Genomic DNA, 17,410 nt, shown 5'->3' with positions numbered 1-17,410 from the left:
TTCCAAAGTTCCAGGCCGGGTGACGTGGTCATGAGGTACAACACAGCATCTGCATCCTGGCCATGTCGGCCGGGGTGATGCTTGCCTACCGGAGTACTTTCATGCACATGCGATCAACCATCTTGCTGTTCATCGTGCTGGCCATCGCCGCACTGGCCGCGCTCAACTGGGAAATACTGGCCGCTTCATCGCTGGTTTCCGTGGGGTTGATGACCTTTGAGGCACCCCTGGGGTTGCTGATGTTGGGCTTGACCACGCTACTCGGCGTGTTCTTTGTGGCCTATGTGCTGTCCTTGCAGGGCTCGGTGCTCATGGAGACACGTCGCCACACCAAGGAGCTGCAAGCCCAGCGCGAACTGGCGGACAAGGCTGAAGCGTCGCGTTTCACGGAACTGCGCAGCTTCCTTGAGGCCCAGCACTTGAAATCCCATACCGATTTGCTGGCGCGCCTGGACATCCTGGAGTCGCACCTCGCGGCCAGGGCAGAAGAGTCTGACAACACCACTGCCGCCTATGTGGGGCAGCTCGAGCAACAGTTGCTGGGACGCCCTGGCTCCAGCGTGGTGTGAAGCAACGCCTTGCCGGTTGTGCTCGGCCAAAGTGAGGAGTGCGCGGTGTGAAGCGCCCAAAACAATGGCCGCGTTTCCCGGAGGGAAAGCGCGGCCAGAGGATGCGGAGCGTTGCGCTCCGCAGCGGGCATGGGCCGAATTACTTCTGCGTCATCACCCAGGCAGCCAGCTTCTTGGCATCTGCTTCAGCAACTTGAGCGTTGGCGGGCATGGGAACGGGACCCCACACGCCAGAGCCGCCCTTGATGATCTTGGTGGCAAGCTTGTCGACAGCGTCTTTTTGGCCGGCGTACTTGGCTGCCACATCCTTGTAGGACGGACCAACCATTTTCTTGTCGACAGCGTGGCAAGCCATGCAATTCTTCGAAGTGGCCAAGGCCAAGTCAGCCATTGCAGGAGCTGCGACCGACAGTGTCATGGCAAGAGTAATCAGCGTACGTTTCATGGTGGGTTTCCTGAGGTTGAGTTACAGTGCTTTCAACGAAATTGTAGTGACTTGGGTTGACATTGCCACGCCTTTTGTCAATTCATTCATCAGAATTGTGTTTTTTGGAGATAACCATGTATCTGTTAGGTCTCGGTCTCGTTCTGGCGCTGCTCAAATATCTTGAAATCGGACCCGTCGCTGCATGGTCCTGGTGGTGGGTGCTGTCGCCGTTTGCCATCACCACCTTATGGTGGGCATGGGCCGACTCCACGGGCTACACCAAGCGCAAGGCCATGGAGAAAATGGACCAGCGCAAGCAAGACCGCATCAACAAGCACAAAGAAGCGCTGGGGATCCAGCCGCGCAAGCCGCGCTAGGCATGGTGGCGATGCCCGACCGCCAGCTGTCGCGATAATTGCGTACACATTGCCCCTGATTCCCGCGTAACCCTTTACCCCACATCACGATGCCCGTTTACCGCTCCAAAACCTCTACCGCCGGTCGCAACATGGCAGGTGCGCGCTCGCTCTGGCGTGCCACCGGCATGAAGGACGACGACTTTCAAAAACCCATCATTGCGGTCGTCAATTCGTTCACGCAGTTCGTGCCGGGGCATGTGCACCTCAAGGACATGGGCCAGCTGGTGGCGCGCGAGATCGAAGCGGCTGGCGGCGTGGCCAAGGAATTCAACACCATCGCCGTAGACGACGGCATTGCCATGGGCCACGACGGCATGCTGTATTCGCTGCCCAGCCGCGACATCATTGCCGACTCGGTGGAATACATGGTCAATGCGCATTGCGCCGACGCCATGGTATGCATCTCCAACTGCGACAAGATCACGCCCGGCATGCTTATGGCTGCCATGCGCCTGAACATCCCCGTGGTGTTTGTCTCGGGTGGCCCGATGGAAGCGGGCAAGGTCAAGCTGGCCAACCCCGGCACGCACAAGCTCGAATTCAAGAAGCTCGACCTGATCGACGCCATGGTGATGGCGGCTGACGACAATGTTTCAGACGCCGACCTGGCCGAGGTGGAGCGCTCTGCGTGCCCCACCTGCGGGTCCTGCTCGGGCATGTTCACCGCCAACTCGATGAACTGCCTGACCGAAGCGCTGGGCCTGTCGTTGCCCGGCAACGGCACCGTGGTGGCCACGCACGCTGACCGCGAAGCCTTGTTCAAGCGCGCCGGCCACCTTGCAGTGGAACTGTGCAAGCGCTACTACGAACAGGACGATGCCACGGTGCTGCCGCGCTCGATGGGCTTCAAGGCCTTCGAAAACGCCATCACGCTGGACATCGCCATGGGCGGCTCCACCAACACCATCCTGCACATCTTGGCCATTGCCCAAGAGGCCGAGATCGACTTTACCCTGGCCGACATTGACCGCCTCTCGCGCGTCGTGCCCCAGCTGTGCAAAGTGGCACCCAATACCGACAAATACCACATCGAAGACGTGCACCGCGCGGGCGGCATCATGGCCATTCTGGGTGAGCTGGACCGTGCGGGCAAGTTGCACACTGACACCCCCACCGTGCACGCCAAGACGATGAAGGACGCACTGGACCAGTGGGACATCGCCCGCAACCCGTCGCAAGCGGTTCAAACCTTCTACAAGGCCGGCCCCGCCGGCATCCCCACCCAGGTGGCGTTCAGCCAGAGCACCCGCTGGCCCAGCCTGGACATCGACCGCGCCAAGGGCTGCATCCGCTCTGCGGACCATGCTTTCTCGCAAGAAGGTGGCCTGGCGGTGCTGGTGGGCAATATCGCGCTCAACGGCTGCGTGGTGAAAACGGCCGGGGTTGATGACGCACTGATGGTGTTCGAAGGCCCAGCCCACGTGGTCGAGTCGCAAGACGAAGCGGTGGCCAACATCCTGGCCGACAAGGTCAAGGCAGGTGACGTGGTGATCGTGCGCTACGAAGGCCCCAAGGGCGGCCCCGGCATGCAGGAAATGCTCTATCCCACCAGCTACATCAAGTCCAAGGGCCTGGGCAAAGCCTGCGCGCTGCTGACCGATGGCCGCTTTTCGGGTGGCACCTCGGGCCTGTCCATCGGCCATGCCTCGCCCGAGGCCGCAGCCGGTGGCGCGATTGGCCTGGTGCGCAATGGTGACCGTATCCGCATCGACATTCCCAACCGTTCCATCAACGTGCTGGTGTCGGACGAAGAGCTGGCCAAGCGCCGCGCCGAGCAAGACAAGCTGGGCTGGAAACCCGCGCAGCCACGTCCGCGCAAGGTGTCCGCCGCCCTCAAGGCGTATGCCAAGCTGGTGATGTCGGCCGACAAAGGTGCCGTGCGCGACCTGTCGCTGCTCGACTGACACCGCCCGGCGCGCAGGCGCTGCGCACAAAAACCCGCCGGTGGCTCGCACGGCGGGTTTTTTTATGGTGCTTTGTTTTTGATAGCTGGTGACGTTTATTCCATCAGCGCCAGAGGCTGTTTTGCCTGTCAATCAAAGCAAACTGGCTTGTAGCGATGCGCTGGCCAGTGGCCGCAGCCTTGCGTAGTCCAGCAACTCTGCCAAGTGTGCCCCTTTGGCCTGCCATTCGTGCACCACGTTCTCGGCCAGCAGCACGTAATGCCAAGGCAGGCCCTGCCGGTGTTTTGGTGCCAAGGCATTGATGCGCTCGCACCACGCGATGGCCGCTTTCAGTTTGCGTTGCACGTTGGGGTGAATCGCCTGCTGCTGCGCCTTGGTTTCCACCAGAAAAATACCGCTGGCCGTGCGCACCAGAAAGTCCGGCGAATAGAACGCGGGCAGCCCATCGTCCTTCACATAGCGCAGGCGGGCAAAAGTGTGGCGGTTTTCGCTGATCTTGCAAAACGCCAGAACCTGCGCATCGGCCTGCGCCCAGTGGATGAAAGCGCGCTCCAGCCCTCCATTGCGCGCGGGCCAACCCAGGCGGGTGTAGATGCACTTGCTCACCTCCACCGAATGGGCCTCCCGCAGCATTAGGCGCGGCACTTCGCTCAGGTAGCGCGCGTGCACCTCGGTGTGGCCGCTGGGGTGCTGCTCTTCGGATTCGAGCAGCGCCACGGCAAACACCTTGGTAATGTGCTCCACCACCGGCTGCAGCAGCAAAAGTCGCCAGTTTTCATCTTCCAGCGGGTTGAAGGCGGCGCCAAACAGCCGCGTCCAGATGTAGTCGTCCAGCCAGCCAGTCAAATCGGCGGTATTGACCTGCAAATAGGGCTTGGCCAGGTGCGTGGCAATTTTGTTGCCCTTCGGCAATGGTTCGCTCAGCGCCTGGCTGATGCGCCGCGTCAGGCGCGCCAAATAGTCGTTGTAGCCGCCCACGTTCATCACCGCACCATCGACGCGGTAGTCGCCAAACAGTGTGGCGCTTTGCAGGTCTTGCGAGATGAAGGTGTCGCCCTTGCCCAGCAAGCCGCGCAAGGCGTCTGCCGACATCGCCGTGAAGGCGGGCAGCGCCTGCACATCCACGGCGGCATGGTCGCGCAGTTCGTCCGCCTCGCGCAGGATGAATGGAATGCCGAAGTCAAATTTCTCGAAGCCCTCGCGCAGCTCGGCGGCGATCACGTCGCCGGTGCTGGAGGTGTCGTCCATGCTGTCGCCCGTGGTGCCCGCCACGCCTTCCTTCAGCAGCTCGTCGTAAAACGACTGGAAGGCCGGGTGCTCGACGATGCTCAGCACATCGATCAGGTTGGCCGGTTCCTGCCCGGCGTTGATGCGCTCGCGGTTCTCGCGTTTCAGGTCCGTGTATTCAGCGTCGCGCCACATCAGCCGCAGGCCCCGGCCAATGGTTTGCTCCAGCAGAATTTGCGCTTGTGAACTGCGCAGTGGAACGATGACGCAGATGTTGTTCACGTCAAAACCCTCGCGCAGCATCAGCACGCTGACGATCACGCGCGGCGTGGCGTGCTTGTCCACGCTGAACAGGCGCTCGCGCACCGGTGCCCAATCCTTCTCGCCCAGCTCGGCCTTTTTACCCGAGTCGATGGTCATCACCTCGTCCGGCTGCAAGCCTTCCTGCTCTTGCAGAAACTGCGCGACCAGGGGCGACACTGTGGTGTCTTCGCACACCACCAGCATCTTGGGGTGGCGCGCGGGGTCGATGCGGGCAAAGTCCGCCTCCAGCTTGCGCAGTTTTTTGAGGCCAGCCCTCAGCATCACGCGCTGGCCTTCGCTCAGGGCCGGGTTGCCCGCCTCGTCCCGCTCGGCTTTGAACTCCAGCGGCAATGCGCCTATCTCCTTGCGCCGGTCCAGCACCAAAGACTTGACCAGCCCGGCGCGCATGGCGGCCTTCAGGTCAAAGTCGGTGACGATGTGCGCAAAGTACAGCTTCTTTTTGTTCTTGCCGCTGCCCACGTCGTTGTACGGTGTGGCAGAAAAGTCCACCTGCACAAAGCGCCGGCCCTTGGTTTCGGCAATGCGGCTCAGGCTCTTTTGCCACTCCACCTCGGTCACCTCGCCCTCGCGCTTGAACTCGTGGATGTGGTGCGCCTCGTCGTTGAACACCATCAGCTCAGGCAGAGCGGCCAGAAACTCCAGCACGTCGCCGCGCGCATAGCGGCGGTCGAGCACGTCCAGGCTGTTGCCCGTGGCGCGGCCGGGCGTCAGGGGCAGCACGGCGTTCACCACCTGCTGCGGCTCCAGTGGCGCGCCAGGCGCTTCCACTGCTTCCACGTCGTCCACCACCTCGCCCTCGGCCAGCAAATGCCAGTTGGTGATGGCGATCATGCCGTTGCCCGTGGCCTTCAGGCCGACCTCGCCCTTGCTGCACACATTGCCGCGCACAAAGGCAAACACTGCGTCGCGGTGCGCCTCGGGGATGAACAGGTCGGCAAACTGCGCCATGTCTGAAGTGGCGAAATCTCTTGCCCCGCTTGCGCTGCCTGCTATCAATTTTCCGCAAAATGCATCCAGCAGACGCTCGTACACAATCAGCCCCGGCGCCACCACCATGAACTGACGGGTAAAGCGCGCATCGTCCTGCCCCTCGGCCAGCGCTGCGTTTTTGTTCAGCAGTTGCCAGATCAGCAGCGCCTGCAGCACCCAGGTCTTGCCCGTGCCCGTGGCCATCTTGAAGCAGTATTTGGGGTGCGCGTGCTTCGCGGCAGACACCTCGGTCAGCCGGGTGCCCGCCAGCAGCGCATCGGGCGCCACCTGCTGGTACAAATCCTGCAACGATGCCGCGCCCAGCACCTCGTGCGCCACGATGGCATTCAGGATGGCCTGCTTTTGCCCGGCATGAAAGTTCAGCCCGCCGCGCGCAGCCACCATGTCTTCGCCAAACCACCATCGCAGCAGGTCCGCCGTGGTGGGGGTGACGAGATCCAGTATGTCGGCAGCCCCGGATTCAAGGCCCAGGCTCAGTTGCCGGGTTCTGGCCGTCAGCCCGGTGGACAGGGCCATGGGGTCGTGCGGGGTTTGCAGCGCGCTCGTCATGCGGCCTCCACCGTGGTCACCACCTCGGCCTCAAAGCCAAATACATCCACTACCCGCACGCACACCCGGCGCGGGCCGCTGTGGGCGGGCACGCTCAAAGTGGCCTGCGTCACGACGCGCAGTGCGTCGGCATCGTTGGCTGTGTTGCCCCGGTAGTCTTGCCACACCGAGCGAAATACTTTGCCGTCGTAGTCCGGGTCCACCGCCCAGTATTCGATCAGCGCCAGCGGCTCGGCATTGGCCACGGCCTGCAGCTTGGCGCGGTTGGTGTCGTCGAGGTTGATGGCCTCGGGCGAGAGCAGCACGTAGTTTTTCAGGCGCACGCTCAGGGTTTCTTCGCTGCCCTGCACGCGCCGCTGTACCGGGTGAATTGTCAAATACTGCAAGCTGGAAAAGCGCACCTGCCCGCGCAGCTTGTCGATGCCGCCCTTCTTTTTCAGGCGGTCCATCAGGTCGGGCGGAATCACCAGGACTTCGAGCCGGTCATCGTTCAGCGCGGTGATGGTTTCGCCAATGCTGGGCTCAAAGTTCCAGCCCAGCACCACCACGCGGTCCCAGCCGCCCAGCAGGTTGTCGCGCTGGGCAATGGCTTTCTTCAGGGTGGCGGTGCCGGTGAGCTTGTTGGGCGAATCGGCCAGCACCAGCGTTTTGCTGCCACGCCGGCCATTCAGTTCGACGCCCGCAATCTGGCCCAGGTTGCGCTGCGGGTTGACCTCGGACGGCAGGGGCAGGGCGCCGTACAGCGACAGCACGATCTGCGACAGATCGCCAATGCGGAAGTCTCGCCCCAGCGTGGCCTTGGCGGCTTCTACCTGGTAATCACCGATGGCCTGGTAGAGGAAAGGTTTCGCTTCGAGGTCGATCAGGCGCTTGCGCATGATCATGCAGGCGGGTTTGCCCAGTTCGGTGGTGATCCAGCGGCGGCTCAGTTTTTCGGCGACGGCGGCGGTGGTGCCGGAACCTCCAAAAACGTCAAGAACGATCCCGTTCCTTGGGCACGACGCATGGAATATTCGCTCAAGAAGCTGCTCTGGCTTTTGGGTTGCGTAGTCGACCCGCTCTTTGGATGAGGATGAAATGATGGGGATATCCCACACGTCAGAAACGGCTTTGCCCTCAGCCAGTATTTCATCAACGCGCCGCAGCTTGTTTTTTGAATTGCCTTTGCCCCCGGGCATCCAAATCCATTCGACATTATTTGCATCTACATGAATTGCTTGCTTCCTGCTCTTCATGAGGTCGTCTTTAGTCCACTCCGTCTTCGGCATAACAAAATGCGTTTCGGTGCCTTTCCCGTAGAAGAACAAAACGTCGTGTTTGCGATTGAAGAATCCCGGTAAGTCCATCATGCGAAACGAGTAGTCCCAAACGATCTCGTTTTTGAAGTTGCCTTTCCCAAACACCTCATCCATCACCAGCTTGACGTAATGCCCCACATGCCAATCCAGATGCACATAAATCGAGCCGGTGTCCGCCAGCAATTCCCGCATCAAGATCAGGCGCGGCGTGATCATGGCCAAGTAGGACGCGGTGCCGTCGCTCCAGGTGTCCGAGTACGCAAACTGCTCAATGACCGTGGGCTTTTGCTCCAGCTCCACGCCCGGTAGCGTGACCTTGGTGCGGTAGTCGGCCTTGCTGTCGAATGGCGGGTCGATGTAAATCAAATCGACTTTGCCGCGCAGGCTGGGCGTGTCTTCATCGCCCGCCAGCAGTGCGGCCATGGCCAGCAGGTTGTCGCCGTAGATCAGGCGGTTGGCCCAAGGCGCCGGGGTCTGAGTCTCGGGTGCGGTGCCCAGCGTGGCTTGCGGGCTGGCCAACAGGCTACCTTGCCCCGGTGCGAACACGTTTTGCTGCGCGCTGCGCTGTTGCTGCGTCACCCAGTCTTGCGCAGCGCTGTCCTTGGCGGGCAACACCACCTCGCGCGTTTGCAGGCGCACGCGCTGGCGGCTTTCCAGGCTCTCCAGGATGCGTTCGGCTTGTTTGCGCCCGTTGGCGACGATTTCGGGGAGTTGTTCGAGCAGGGATTTAGGCATGGAGAGGCAAAGGTCTTACAGAACATACCCAAAAGGGGACGTTTTGCGTCAACTGTAAGGGATTTTTGCTGGCGGTTCCGTTGCCAACTTGCGCTCCTATGAGTGAAAAGCAGGAGTTCAGTGAGCGACTACGGGCAGCCATGCAGGCACTGCGCTTGGCGCCCAGCGCGGCCGTTCTGGAACGCGAGTTCAATCTGCGGTGGTCGGGCAACCCCATTCGCAGGCAGGCAGCATGGAAATGGCTCAATGGCGAGGCGATACCCACACAAGACAAGCTGCAGGAGCTCGCCCGCTGGCTCAAGGTGGAGCCGCACCACTTGCGGTTTGGTGAACATGCGCTTCGACATTTGCGCAGTGAGCAGAAGCGCTGGGACGAAGGCGTGGGCTACCTGGAGCGCGAAACCTTCGACGCCTTCCTGCAGTTGCCCGCCCCGCAGCGCAAACTGATCCGCGAAGTCATCCTGACTTTTGCCAAAGTGCACCAGGGCGGCGCGGCGCCACGCGATGCCTCGGCAGGCAAGGCATCGTCGGATTAATCAAAAACCATAGCTGCTTGCGCTTGCTGCATAAGCGCTAGAGCCTAATTTTGCTCAAAAACCCGGGGATTGCTGCTGTGGTTTTCACCCCGGCCCGCAGCGCCGGGCACAATACCGGCCACCATGCTGACCTATCCCCACATCGACCCTGTCGCCCTGCAGATTGGCCCGTTGGCCATCCACTGGTACGGCCTGACGTATCTTGCGGCCTTTGGCCTGTTCATGCTGCTGGGAATTCGCCGCCTGCGCCATGAGCCCTTTACCTCCATCACCGGGCCGGGCGCCTGGTCGCGCAAGGATGTCGAAGACATCCTTTTTCTGGGCGTGGTAGGGGTGGTGGCCGGGGGCCGACTGGGCTATTGCCTGTTTTACAAACCCGGCTATTACCTCACCCATCCCCTGGAGATCTTTGCCGTGTGGCAAGGCGGGATGAGCTTTCATGGAGGGCTGCTGGGCGTGATTGTGGCCATGCTGTGGTTTGCCCATTCGCGCAAGCGGTCCTGGCTGCAGGTGGCCGATTTTGTGGCGCCCTGTGTGCCCACGGGGCTGGCGGCCGGGCGGGTGGGCAACTTCATCAATGGTGAGCTGTGGGGCCGCTTTGCCAGCCCCGACTTGCCTTGGGGCATGGTCTTTGCGCACAGCGGGTCGATGCAGCCGCGCCATCCGTCGCAGGTGTACCAGTTTCTGCTGGAAGGCCTGCTGCTGTTTGTGCTGCTGTGGCTGTATGCGCGCCGCGAGCGCCGCCCAGGCCAGGTGGCGGCAGCGTTTCTGGTGGGTTACGGCACGTTCCGTTTCATCGCCGAGTATTTCCGGGAACCCGATGCCTACCTGGGTCTGCTTTCGCTGGGCATGAGCATGGGCCAGTGGCTGTGCCTGCCCATGATCGCGGGCGGTGTGGGCCTGTGGCTGTGGGCGCAACGCCAGCCAGTGGTTGCTCGGAAATTTGGGTGAAATAAGGCTCTAGCGCTTGATGGGTAAGCGCTAGCAGCTATTAAAAGCATAGTTACTGCCGGGCGCTGAGTTCGGCCACCTGCTGGCGCAGGGCAGCGTTTTCGGCCGTCAGCTCGGCAATGCGCTGCTGCAGGGCGGCCACGGTGTCGGGTGCGGGTTCGCCTGCCGACACCACCGGTTCTGCGCGTGGCTTGCGCTGGGCTTCGCGCACGCGCTTGGCTGCCTGCTTCAGCTCATCCTTGCCGGCCATGGCGGCTGCCACCTGTTCTTCGGCGGGCAGGCTGGCCACCGCGGCGGCCGCGTTGATCGAGATCGTGCCGGACTTGACCGCCGCCACCACTTCGGGGGCCGCCTGCTTGCGGATCTTTTCGATCATCACCACCTGGCTGCTGCTCAGCCGTGCGGCCCTGGCAATGGCTTCACGGCTGCTCAGGGGGTCGGTGGGCGGCGGCTGGGTGACAGGGGCCGAGGGCTCTGCGTTGCTGGTCGCGTCGTGTTCGTTGTGCGCGGCGTGCCCGGCGGGCGTTTGCGAAGGGCTGGATGCCGCCAGTGCTGCGGCGCGCCGCTCGGCCACGATCTCGCGTTTGCGCAGTGCCAGCACGCCACGCTGAAAATCCGAAACGCTGCGCCGCCCCAGGTGCTGGTCGATCATCCACAGGTGCACGTCCTGCATCGACTGAAAGCGCGTGTTCTGTACCGTCTGGAACGGCAGTCCATGCTTTTGGCAGATGCCATAGCGGTTGTGGCCGTCCACCAGCACATCGCCCCACAGCACCAGGGCGTCGCGGCAGCCCTCGGCCAGCAGGCTGCGCTCCAGAGCTTCGTGCTCCTCGGGGGTCAGCGGGTCGATATAGGCTTTGAGGTCTTGGTTGATGACGATGTTCATGGCGGTATGGGTGGGCAGGGCAGGGGCGGCATTGTAGGTGCACGGGGTGCGGTGCAGGCCGGTGCTGGCCGTCAGCCGGGGGCCTTGGCAGTGCGCTACCGAAAGAGGGTGGGGGCGGCACTGGACAAGGTGTCCAGCCACCGCGGGCCGTTGGGGCCTTGGCCTATAACGCCTCGTGCTGGAAAGCCCTGATGGATTTAGTTCGCATCATTTTCCATAATTATGAAAAATTACATTGAATGTGCTGCCTTGGCGTCGTGTTCGATGCGATTGCTGGATGATGCGTCTTGGGCCTGTGTCGGGGTGGCAGCACCCCATGCCGGGCCCGGTCAACCCAGGAGCCATTTGCCGCCATGCGCCCCGTTCCCAACTCTCTGCACGACGAAGCCGCATCGCGGCTGCGCGAGCAGATCTTTGCGGGGTCGTTGCCGCCGGGCAGTTTTCTGGACGAGGCCGCGCTGTGCGAGCGACTGGCCATATCGCGCACTCCCCTGCGCGAGGCGCTCAAGGTGCTGGTGGCCGAAGGCTTGCTGCGCCACGAGCCGCGCCGTGGCTGCTTTGTGGCCGAGGTCACCGAGCGAGATCTGGACGAAATTTTCCCCGTGATTGCCTTGCTGGAGGGCCGGGCGGCGCATGGGGCCACCTGCCGGGCAGGCGATGCCGATGTGGCAGCGCTGCAAGTGCTGCACCAGCGCCTGCAGCAGTGTGCCGCCGAGGGGCGCATTACCGACTACTACGCGGCCAATCACGCCATTCACGAAGCCTTCATCACGCTGGCCGACAACCGCTGGCTGGCCCAGGCGATCGGCGATTTGCGCAAGATATTGCGCCTGGCCCGTTTGCAGCAACTGCATGCACCGGGCCGCCTGCAGCAAAGCCTGGCCGAGCATCTGGCGGTGTTTGACGCCCTCAAGCGCCGCGACAGCGAAGCGGCGGAGGCCGCCATGCGCACCCATCTGCTGCACCAGCGCGAGGCGCTGCGTGATGTGGCCCGCAATCAACAATCCAGGTTGAACCCATGACCAACACCACCGAATGGATCACCCGCAGCGTGTCGCGGCTGCGTTCCGGGGCGTCGTCCACCGACAAGGCACCCAAGGCGTCCAAACCCGCGGCCGACAAGCAGGTGGCCGATGGCGCAGCCACCAAGGTGCCAGCGCCGCGCTCCACGCACGAGCGCCTGCAGGCCACGCTGCGGCGCGGCAATGAGTCGCTGTCGCCCCGCGCCCTGCGCCGCCTGCTGGCCGATCTGCAAGACGTAGTGGCGCCACAGGTCAGCGAGCTGGAAGGTGGTCGCCGTGCCCAGGTGGTCGCCGGCTGGTACGGCCAGGCCGAGCCCGAAGAGCGCCGCGACATGTGGTTGCTGCTGTGCGAGCAGTTTGCGCCCGATGCCACGCGCTTTCAATCGGCGCGCCAGCGCTACGAAGCCGCCGCCGGCACAGCCGACGAAGGGCAGGCCGAAATCAGCCTGCGCCGGGCCCTGGTGTCGCCGCGCACGCGGCTGATGCAGCGTTTTGCCGTTTTTCCTGAGGGCATGCGCTTTCTGGTGGACTTGCGCGCCGAGCTGCTGCCCCAGCTCAAGTCCGACAAACGGCTGGTGGCGCTCGATGCCGATCTGGAGCACCTGTTCACCACCTGGTTCGACGTGGCCTTTCTGGAGCTCAGGCGCCTGTCGTGGGATTCGCCGGCCTCGCTGATCGAAAAGCTCATCAAATACGAGGCCGTGCACGACATCCGCAGCTGGGCAGACCTGAAAAATCGGCTCGACAGCGACCGCCGCTGCTACGGCTTCTTTCACCCGCGCCTGCCCAACGAGCCGCTGATTTTTGTGGAGGTGGCGCTGGTGGACCGCATATCCAGCAGCATCACGCCGCTGCTGGACGAGGCGGCGGCACCTGCCGATCTGAAAAAGGCCACGACCGCCATCTTCTATTCGATCAGCAACACGCAGCCGGGGCTGCGCGGCGTGAGCTTTGGCGATTCGCTCATCAAGCATGTGGTGGAAACGCTCACAGCCGAGTTTCCGCGCCTGCGCACTTTTGCCACGCTGTCGCCCATTCCGGGCTTTCGGGGCTGGCTGGGCAAGAATGCAGGCGCCATGCTGGAGCGCCTTGACGAAAAACGGCGCACCGAGCTGGGCCGGGCAGTGGGGGCCGAGCCGCCGCAGTCTGCCCATCTGCTTGCTGCCGCAGACAAGGCGCTGGAGCTGGACGCGCGCTCGCCCGTGCGCCAGATGTTGATGGAATGTGCCGCTTACTATCTGGGGCGCGAGCTGCAAGATGGCAAACCCGTGGACGCAGTGGCGCGGTTTCACCTGGGCAACGGCGCCCGTGTGGAGCGCATCAACTGGGCAGGCGATCCGTCGGCCAAGGGAATGAAACAATCGTTTGGGCTGATGGTGAATTATTTGTACGACCTCAAGCGCATCGACAAGCACCGCAACCTGCTGGCCCAAGGCAAGGTGCCGGTGTCGGGGGACATCGATAGCCTGTGCCGCGGCGGATAGGCAGCACGCCAGGGCTTTGGGGGGGCTTTCTCTTTCCATTTTTACAACGACGACAGGAGACAAAATGAAAGAACACCGCATGCAACGCCGCACGCTTTTGGCTGGCGCCACCGCAGCCGGGCTGGCAATGGCCACAGGCGGCAGCTGGGCGCAGTCGGCCTGGCCCAACAAGCCTGTGAACCTGGTGGTGCCGTTTCCCGCCGGGGGCGGCACCGATGCCTTTGCCCGCCCCCTGGCCGCACAGTTTTCCAAGGTCACGGGCAAGACGCTGGTGATCGACAACCGGGGTGGGGCGGGCGGCACCGTGGGCGCCAGCTACGCGGCCAAGGGCGCCCCCGATGGCTACACCCTGTTCATGGGCGCTGTGCACCACGCCATTGCGCCGTCGATGTACCCCCGGCTCGATTACAACATCGAGAAGGATTTCGTCCCGCTGGCGCTGCTGGCCAATGTGCCCCAGGTGCTGGTCATCAACCCCAAGGCCGTGCCGGTCAGCAATTTCAAGCAGTTTTTAGAGCACGTCAAGCGCAACCCCGCCAAGCTCAACTACGGTTCGGCCGGCGCCGGCACCTCGCACCATCTGGCTGGCGAGCTGTTCAAGCAGCAAACGGGCACCTTCATCACGCACATTCCTTACCGCGGCGCCGGCCCGGCGCTGCAAGACCTGATTGCTGGCAATGTGGACATGATGTTTGACGGCCTGGGCTCGTCGGCCACGCACATCAAGAGCGGGCGCATCAAAGCGCTGATGGTGTCGGGCAATCAGCGCAACCCTGCCTTCCCCGATGTGCCGTGTGCCGCCGAGGTGGGCCTGCCCGACTACACCGTGACCACCTGGTACGGCCTGTGGGCGCCCAAGGGCACGCCGGCCGATGTGCAGGCGCGCATCGTCGAAGACATTCGCCGCATCGGCACTGCCGACGAAATCAAGGCCATCTGGGCCAGCAACGGTGCCGACTACGGAGGCATGACGCAGGCGCAGTTTGCGAGCTTTGTCAGCGCCGAGGTGGGCCGTTGGGCGCAGGTGGTCAAGGCCGCTGGCGCCAAGCTGGACTGAAGCACGCAGAAAGGGATCGTATGCCTGGGGAAGTTGTCGCGGCGCGGGCCGCAGGAGCGGCCGGCGAAGCGGGTGTGGTGCAGGTCACGCTGCGCCACACCGGCCGGCTCAACGCGATGTCACGCGCCATGTGGCGCCAGCTACGCTCTGTTTTTGAGAGCATTCAGCGCAATACAGATGTGCGCTGCGTGCAAATAGAGGGGGCAGATGGTACTTTCTGCGCTGGCGGCGATATTTCGGAATATCCGGCGTTCCGTTTCGACGCCGCCGCGCTGCGCGACTTCCACGAAAACGACGTCTGGGGTGGGCTGCAGGCCATGCTCGATTGCGACGTGCCCATCGTGGCGCACATCACCGGGGCCTGCATGGGCGCTGGCGTGGAGATTGCCAGCTGTTGCGATATCCGCATTGCCGGCAGCAGCGCACGCTTTGGCGCGCCCATCGCCCGGCTGGGTTTTCCCATGGCGCCGCGTGAAGCGCAGCTGGTGGCGGGCGCGGTGGGCGATGTCACCGCACGCCAGATGCTGCTGGAGGCAGCCACCTTTTCTGCAGCAGAGATGCTGGCACGCGGGTTTTTGAGCCGCGTGACCGAGCCCGCACTGCTGGCCGCCGATGCGCTGGGCACGGCCTGCCGCGTGGCAGCGCTGGCGCCTGGTGCTGCACGCATGAACAAGCAGACTTTTCGGGCATTAAAAGTGCCGCAAGCGCCCGATGGTAAAGCGCTGGCAGCTATTGAAAATATAGTAAATGGCACACCCGACCCCTATGCCTACGCCGACAGCGCCGAGCACCGCGAAGGCATCGCCGCCTTTTTGGCCAAACGTTCTCCTGTTTTTTGATTTGCCATGACCCAACCGAACAGCAACTCCAACCTGTTTTGCGCCCTGCGCGCCGCTTTTCCTGGCGACCTGGACCAGATCGCCGTCGAAACCACCTCGCCCCAGGGCGAGCCGCTGCTCTACACCTGGCGCGACCTGGACCACGCCAGCGCGCGCATCGCCAATCTGCTGGCGTCACTGAAGTTGCCTTCGGGCAGCCGCGTGGCGGTGCAAGTCGAAAAGTCGGTCGAGGCGATGCTGCTGTATCTGGCCACGCTGCGCGCGGGCTATGTGTTTTTGCCGCTCAATACCGCCTACCAAAGCGGCGAGATTGAATACTTTGTGGGCAACGCCGAGCCCGCTGTGGTGGTGTGCACGCCGGGCAACTTTGGCTGGGTGTCCAAGATCGCCTTCAAGGCGGGCACGCAGCATGTCTTCACACTGGGCGACGACCGCACGGGCAGCCTGCTCGATCGTGCCGCGCCCCATGCCGACGTTCACCAGCCTGTTGACAAGGGGGTGGATGACCTCGCCGCCATTCTGTACACCAGCGGCACCACGGGCCGCAGCAAGGGGGCCATGCTGACGCACGGCAACCTGCTGAGCAATGCCGTCACGCTCAAGGACTACTGGGGCTTCCAACCCGGCGATGTACTCATCCACGCGCTGCCGATCTTTCATGTGCACGGACTGTTCGTGGCCATCCACGCCGCGCTGCTCAACGGCAGCAAGATGATCTGGATGGCGAAGTTCGACCCCAAGGCCGTGCTGGCGGCCATGCCGCGCGCCACCGTGTTCATGGGCGTGCCCACGCTGTATGTGCGGCTGCTGGCCGAGGCGGGGTTGAACAAGGACGCCACGAAGAACATGCGCCTGTTCATCGCAGGCTCGGCGCCGTTGCTGATTGAGACCTTCAATGCGTGGCGCGAGCGCACCGGCCACACCATTCTGGAGCGCTACGGCATGAGCGAGACCATCATGCTCACCTCCAACCCCTATGGCGGCGACGCGCGCCATGGTGGCCAGAGCGAGCGGCGCGGCAGCACCGTGGGTTTTCCACTACCGGGGGTGGGCTTGCGCGTGGTCGATGACGCGGGCAAGGCCTTGCCGGTGGGCGAGATCGGCAACATCCAGGTGCAAGGGCCCAATGTGTTCAAGGGCTACTGGCGCATGCCCGAGAAGACGAAAGAAGAGTTCAGCGCCGACGGCTGGTTCAAAACCGGCGATGTGGGCAAGGTGGACGAGCGCGGCTACGTGAGCATTGTGGGCCGCAGCAAGGACCTCATCATCAGCGGCGGCTACAACGTGTATCCCGCCGAGATCGAGAGCGCCATCAACGACATGCCGGGCGTGGCCGAGAGCGCGGTGGTGGGGGTGCCGCACCCCGATTTTGGCGAGGTGGGCGTGGCCGTGGTCATTGCCAAGCCGGGCGCAAAGCTCGACGGCGACGCCATCCTGGCGCAACTCAAGTCGCAGCTGGCCAATTTCAAGATTCCCAAGCGCTGCTTTGTGGCCACAGAGTTACCGCGCAACACCATGGGCAAGGTGCAAAAGAACCTGCTGCGCGAGCAGCACAAGGGTTTGTTTGCCTGAACGCCCGGCTTGCCGACCATGAAAAAACGGGGCCATTGTGGCCCCGTTTTGCTTTACTTTTAATAGCTGCTAGCGCTTATGGGTAAAGGGCTAGAGGCTTATTTAATGCTTAACGCAGCACCAGCACAGGAATGTGCGAGTGGGTCAGCACATGCTGGGTTTCGCTGCCCAGCAGCAGGCGCTTGATGCCTTTGCGGCCGTGGGATGCCATCACGATCAGGTCGCACTTGTGCTTTTTGGCAGCCGAGATCACGGCTTCTGCCACCAGGTCGGACTTGGCGATCACGGCCTTGACCGTCACGCCCTCGGCGCTGCCCTGGGCTTTCACTTTGTCAACGAGTTCCTGGGCGGCGTCGCTCCATTGCTGCTCGATGCGTTTCACGTCAACCATGTCAACCGGCATGCCGCCCTCAAAATAGCTGCGCGGGTAGCGCGGAACCACCTTGAGTGCCACCACCGTGGCGCCCGACAGGGCCGCCAGGGACAGGCCAGTTTCAACCGCCTTGTTGGACAGTGCAGAACCGTCGGTGGCAACCAGAATGCGTTTGTACATGCTTGACTCCTCGAAATAGGGATGATGAGAGCTTAGAGAGGACCACGATTCGCCGCTTGATCCAGGTC

Annotated in this window: 15 protein-coding genes; 10 read left to right on the top strand and 5 right to left on the bottom strand. The window is 62.9% G+C overall.

Annotated elements, in window-relative coordinates:
* Positions 1–101: 101 nt before the first annotated feature.
* Positions 102–569, top strand: a complete 468-nt coding sequence (locus K226_RS0114205) for a hypothetical protein (RefSeq protein WP_024815455.1) — start codon at positions 102–104, stop codon at positions 567–569.
* Between the two features lie 139 nt (positions 570–708).
* Here K226_RS0114205 and K226_RS0114200 read toward each other — a convergent pair whose 3' ends face one another.
* Positions 709–1,014 (bottom strand): c-type cytochrome, encoded by a 306-nt coding sequence (locus K226_RS0114200; RefSeq protein WP_024815454.1) that lies wholly within the window; start codon positions 1,012–1,014, stop codon positions 709–711.
* Positions 1,015–1,130: 116 nt separating this feature from the next.
* Between K226_RS0114200 and K226_RS0114195 the strand changes: the two genes are divergently transcribed.
* The gene (locus K226_RS0114195; protein ID WP_024815453.1) at positions 1,131–1,373 is read left to right on the top strand and encodes a TIGR04438 family Trp-rich protein; all 243 of its coding nucleotides are present in this window, start codon (positions 1,131–1,133) and stop codon (positions 1,371–1,373) included.
* Between the two features lie 89 nt (positions 1,374–1,462).
* Positions 1,463–3,319 carry a dihydroxy-acid dehydratase gene (gene ilvD, locus K226_RS0114190; protein ID WP_024815452.1) on the top strand — a complete coding sequence of 619 codons (1,857 nt, stop codon included), beginning with the start codon at positions 1,463–1,465 and terminating at the stop codon, positions 3,317–3,319.
* 132 nt (positions 3,320–3,451) lie between these two features.
* On the opposite strand, the gene K226_RS0114185 is transcribed toward ilvD, so the two are convergent.
* Complete coding sequence (locus tag K226_RS0114185) at positions 3,452–6,409, bottom strand: DEAD/DEAH box helicase family protein (RefSeq protein ID WP_035241103.1); 2,958 nt, start codon at positions 6,407–6,409, stop codon at positions 3,452–3,454.
* On the bottom strand, positions 6,406–8,442 hold the full coding sequence (locus tag K226_RS0114180; protein WP_024815450.1) for a site-specific DNA-methyltransferase: 2,037 nt from the start codon (positions 8,440–8,442) through the stop codon (positions 6,406–6,408). The genes K226_RS0114185 and K226_RS0114180 overlap by 4 nt, the downstream gene beginning before the upstream one ends.
* A gap of 98 nt (positions 8,443–8,540) precedes the next feature.
* Here K226_RS0114180 and K226_RS0114175 point away from each other — a divergent pair, with 98 nt between their 5' ends.
* On the top strand, positions 8,541–8,978 hold the full coding sequence (locus K226_RS0114175) for a hypothetical protein (RefSeq protein ID WP_024815449.1): 438 nt from the start codon (positions 8,541–8,543) through the stop codon (positions 8,976–8,978).
* 123 nt (positions 8,979–9,101) lie between these two features.
* A complete protein-coding gene (gene lgt, locus K226_RS0114170; protein ID WP_024815448.1) occupies positions 9,102–9,929 on the top strand; it encodes a prolipoprotein diacylglyceryl transferase in 828 nt (275 codons plus the stop codon).
* A 52-nt stretch (positions 9,930–9,981) separates the two neighbouring features.
* Here lgt and K226_RS0114165 read toward each other — a convergent pair whose 3' ends face one another.
* Complete coding sequence (locus K226_RS0114165; protein ID WP_024815447.1) at positions 9,982–10,815, bottom strand: hypothetical protein; 834 nt, start codon at positions 10,813–10,815, stop codon at positions 9,982–9,984.
* A 353-nt stretch (positions 10,816–11,168) separates the two neighbouring features.
* Here K226_RS0114165 and K226_RS0114160 point away from each other — a divergent pair, with 353 nt between their 5' ends.
* The 5 genes from K226_RS0114160 (at position 11,169) to K226_RS0114140 (ending at position 16,789) form a co-directional block, all read left to right on the top strand.
* A complete protein-coding gene (locus K226_RS0114160; RefSeq protein WP_024815446.1) occupies positions 11,169–11,837 on the top strand; it encodes a GntR family transcriptional regulator in 669 nt (222 codons plus the stop codon).
* Positions 11,834–13,321 (top strand): malonyl-CoA decarboxylase, encoded by a 1,488-nt coding sequence (locus K226_RS0114155; protein ID WP_024815445.1) that lies wholly within the window; start codon positions 11,834–11,836, stop codon positions 13,319–13,321. Before K226_RS0114160 ends, K226_RS0114155 begins: the two co-directional genes overlap by 4 nt.
* 64 nt (positions 13,322–13,385) lie before the next feature.
* Entirely contained in the window at positions 13,386–14,378 is a 993-nt protein-coding gene (locus K226_RS0114150) for a tripartite tricarboxylate transporter substrate binding protein (protein WP_024815444.1), read from the top strand.
* A 20-nt stretch (positions 14,379–14,398) separates the two neighbouring features.
* On the top strand, positions 14,399–15,217 hold the full coding sequence (locus tag K226_RS0114145; protein WP_024815443.1) for an enoyl-CoA hydratase/isomerase family protein: 819 nt from the start codon (positions 14,399–14,401) through the stop codon (positions 15,215–15,217).
* Between the two features lie 6 nt (positions 15,218–15,223).
* The gene (locus K226_RS0114140) at positions 15,224–16,789 is read left to right on the top strand and encodes a malonyl-CoA synthase (RefSeq protein WP_024815442.1); all 1,566 of its coding nucleotides are present in this window, start codon (positions 15,224–15,226) and stop codon (positions 16,787–16,789) included.
* 109 nt (positions 16,790–16,898) lie between these two features.
* On the opposite strand, the gene K226_RS0114135 is transcribed toward K226_RS0114140, so the two are convergent.
* Positions 16,899–17,342, bottom strand: coding sequence for a universal stress protein (locus K226_RS0114135; protein ID WP_024815441.1), 444 nt, complete (start codon positions 17,340–17,342; stop codon positions 16,899–16,901).
* Between the last annotated feature and the right edge of the window lie 68 nt (positions 17,343–17,410).

Origin of the sequence: Acidovorax sp. JHL-3, from assembly GCF_000526295.1 — a bacterium.
GTDB classification, from domain to species: domain Bacteria; phylum Pseudomonadota; class Gammaproteobacteria; order Burkholderiales; family Burkholderiaceae_C; genus Acidovorax; species Acidovorax defluvii.
The sequence above is the reverse complement of the archived record's forward strand: the minus strand, read 5'-3'. Positions and strand labels throughout refer to the sequence as shown.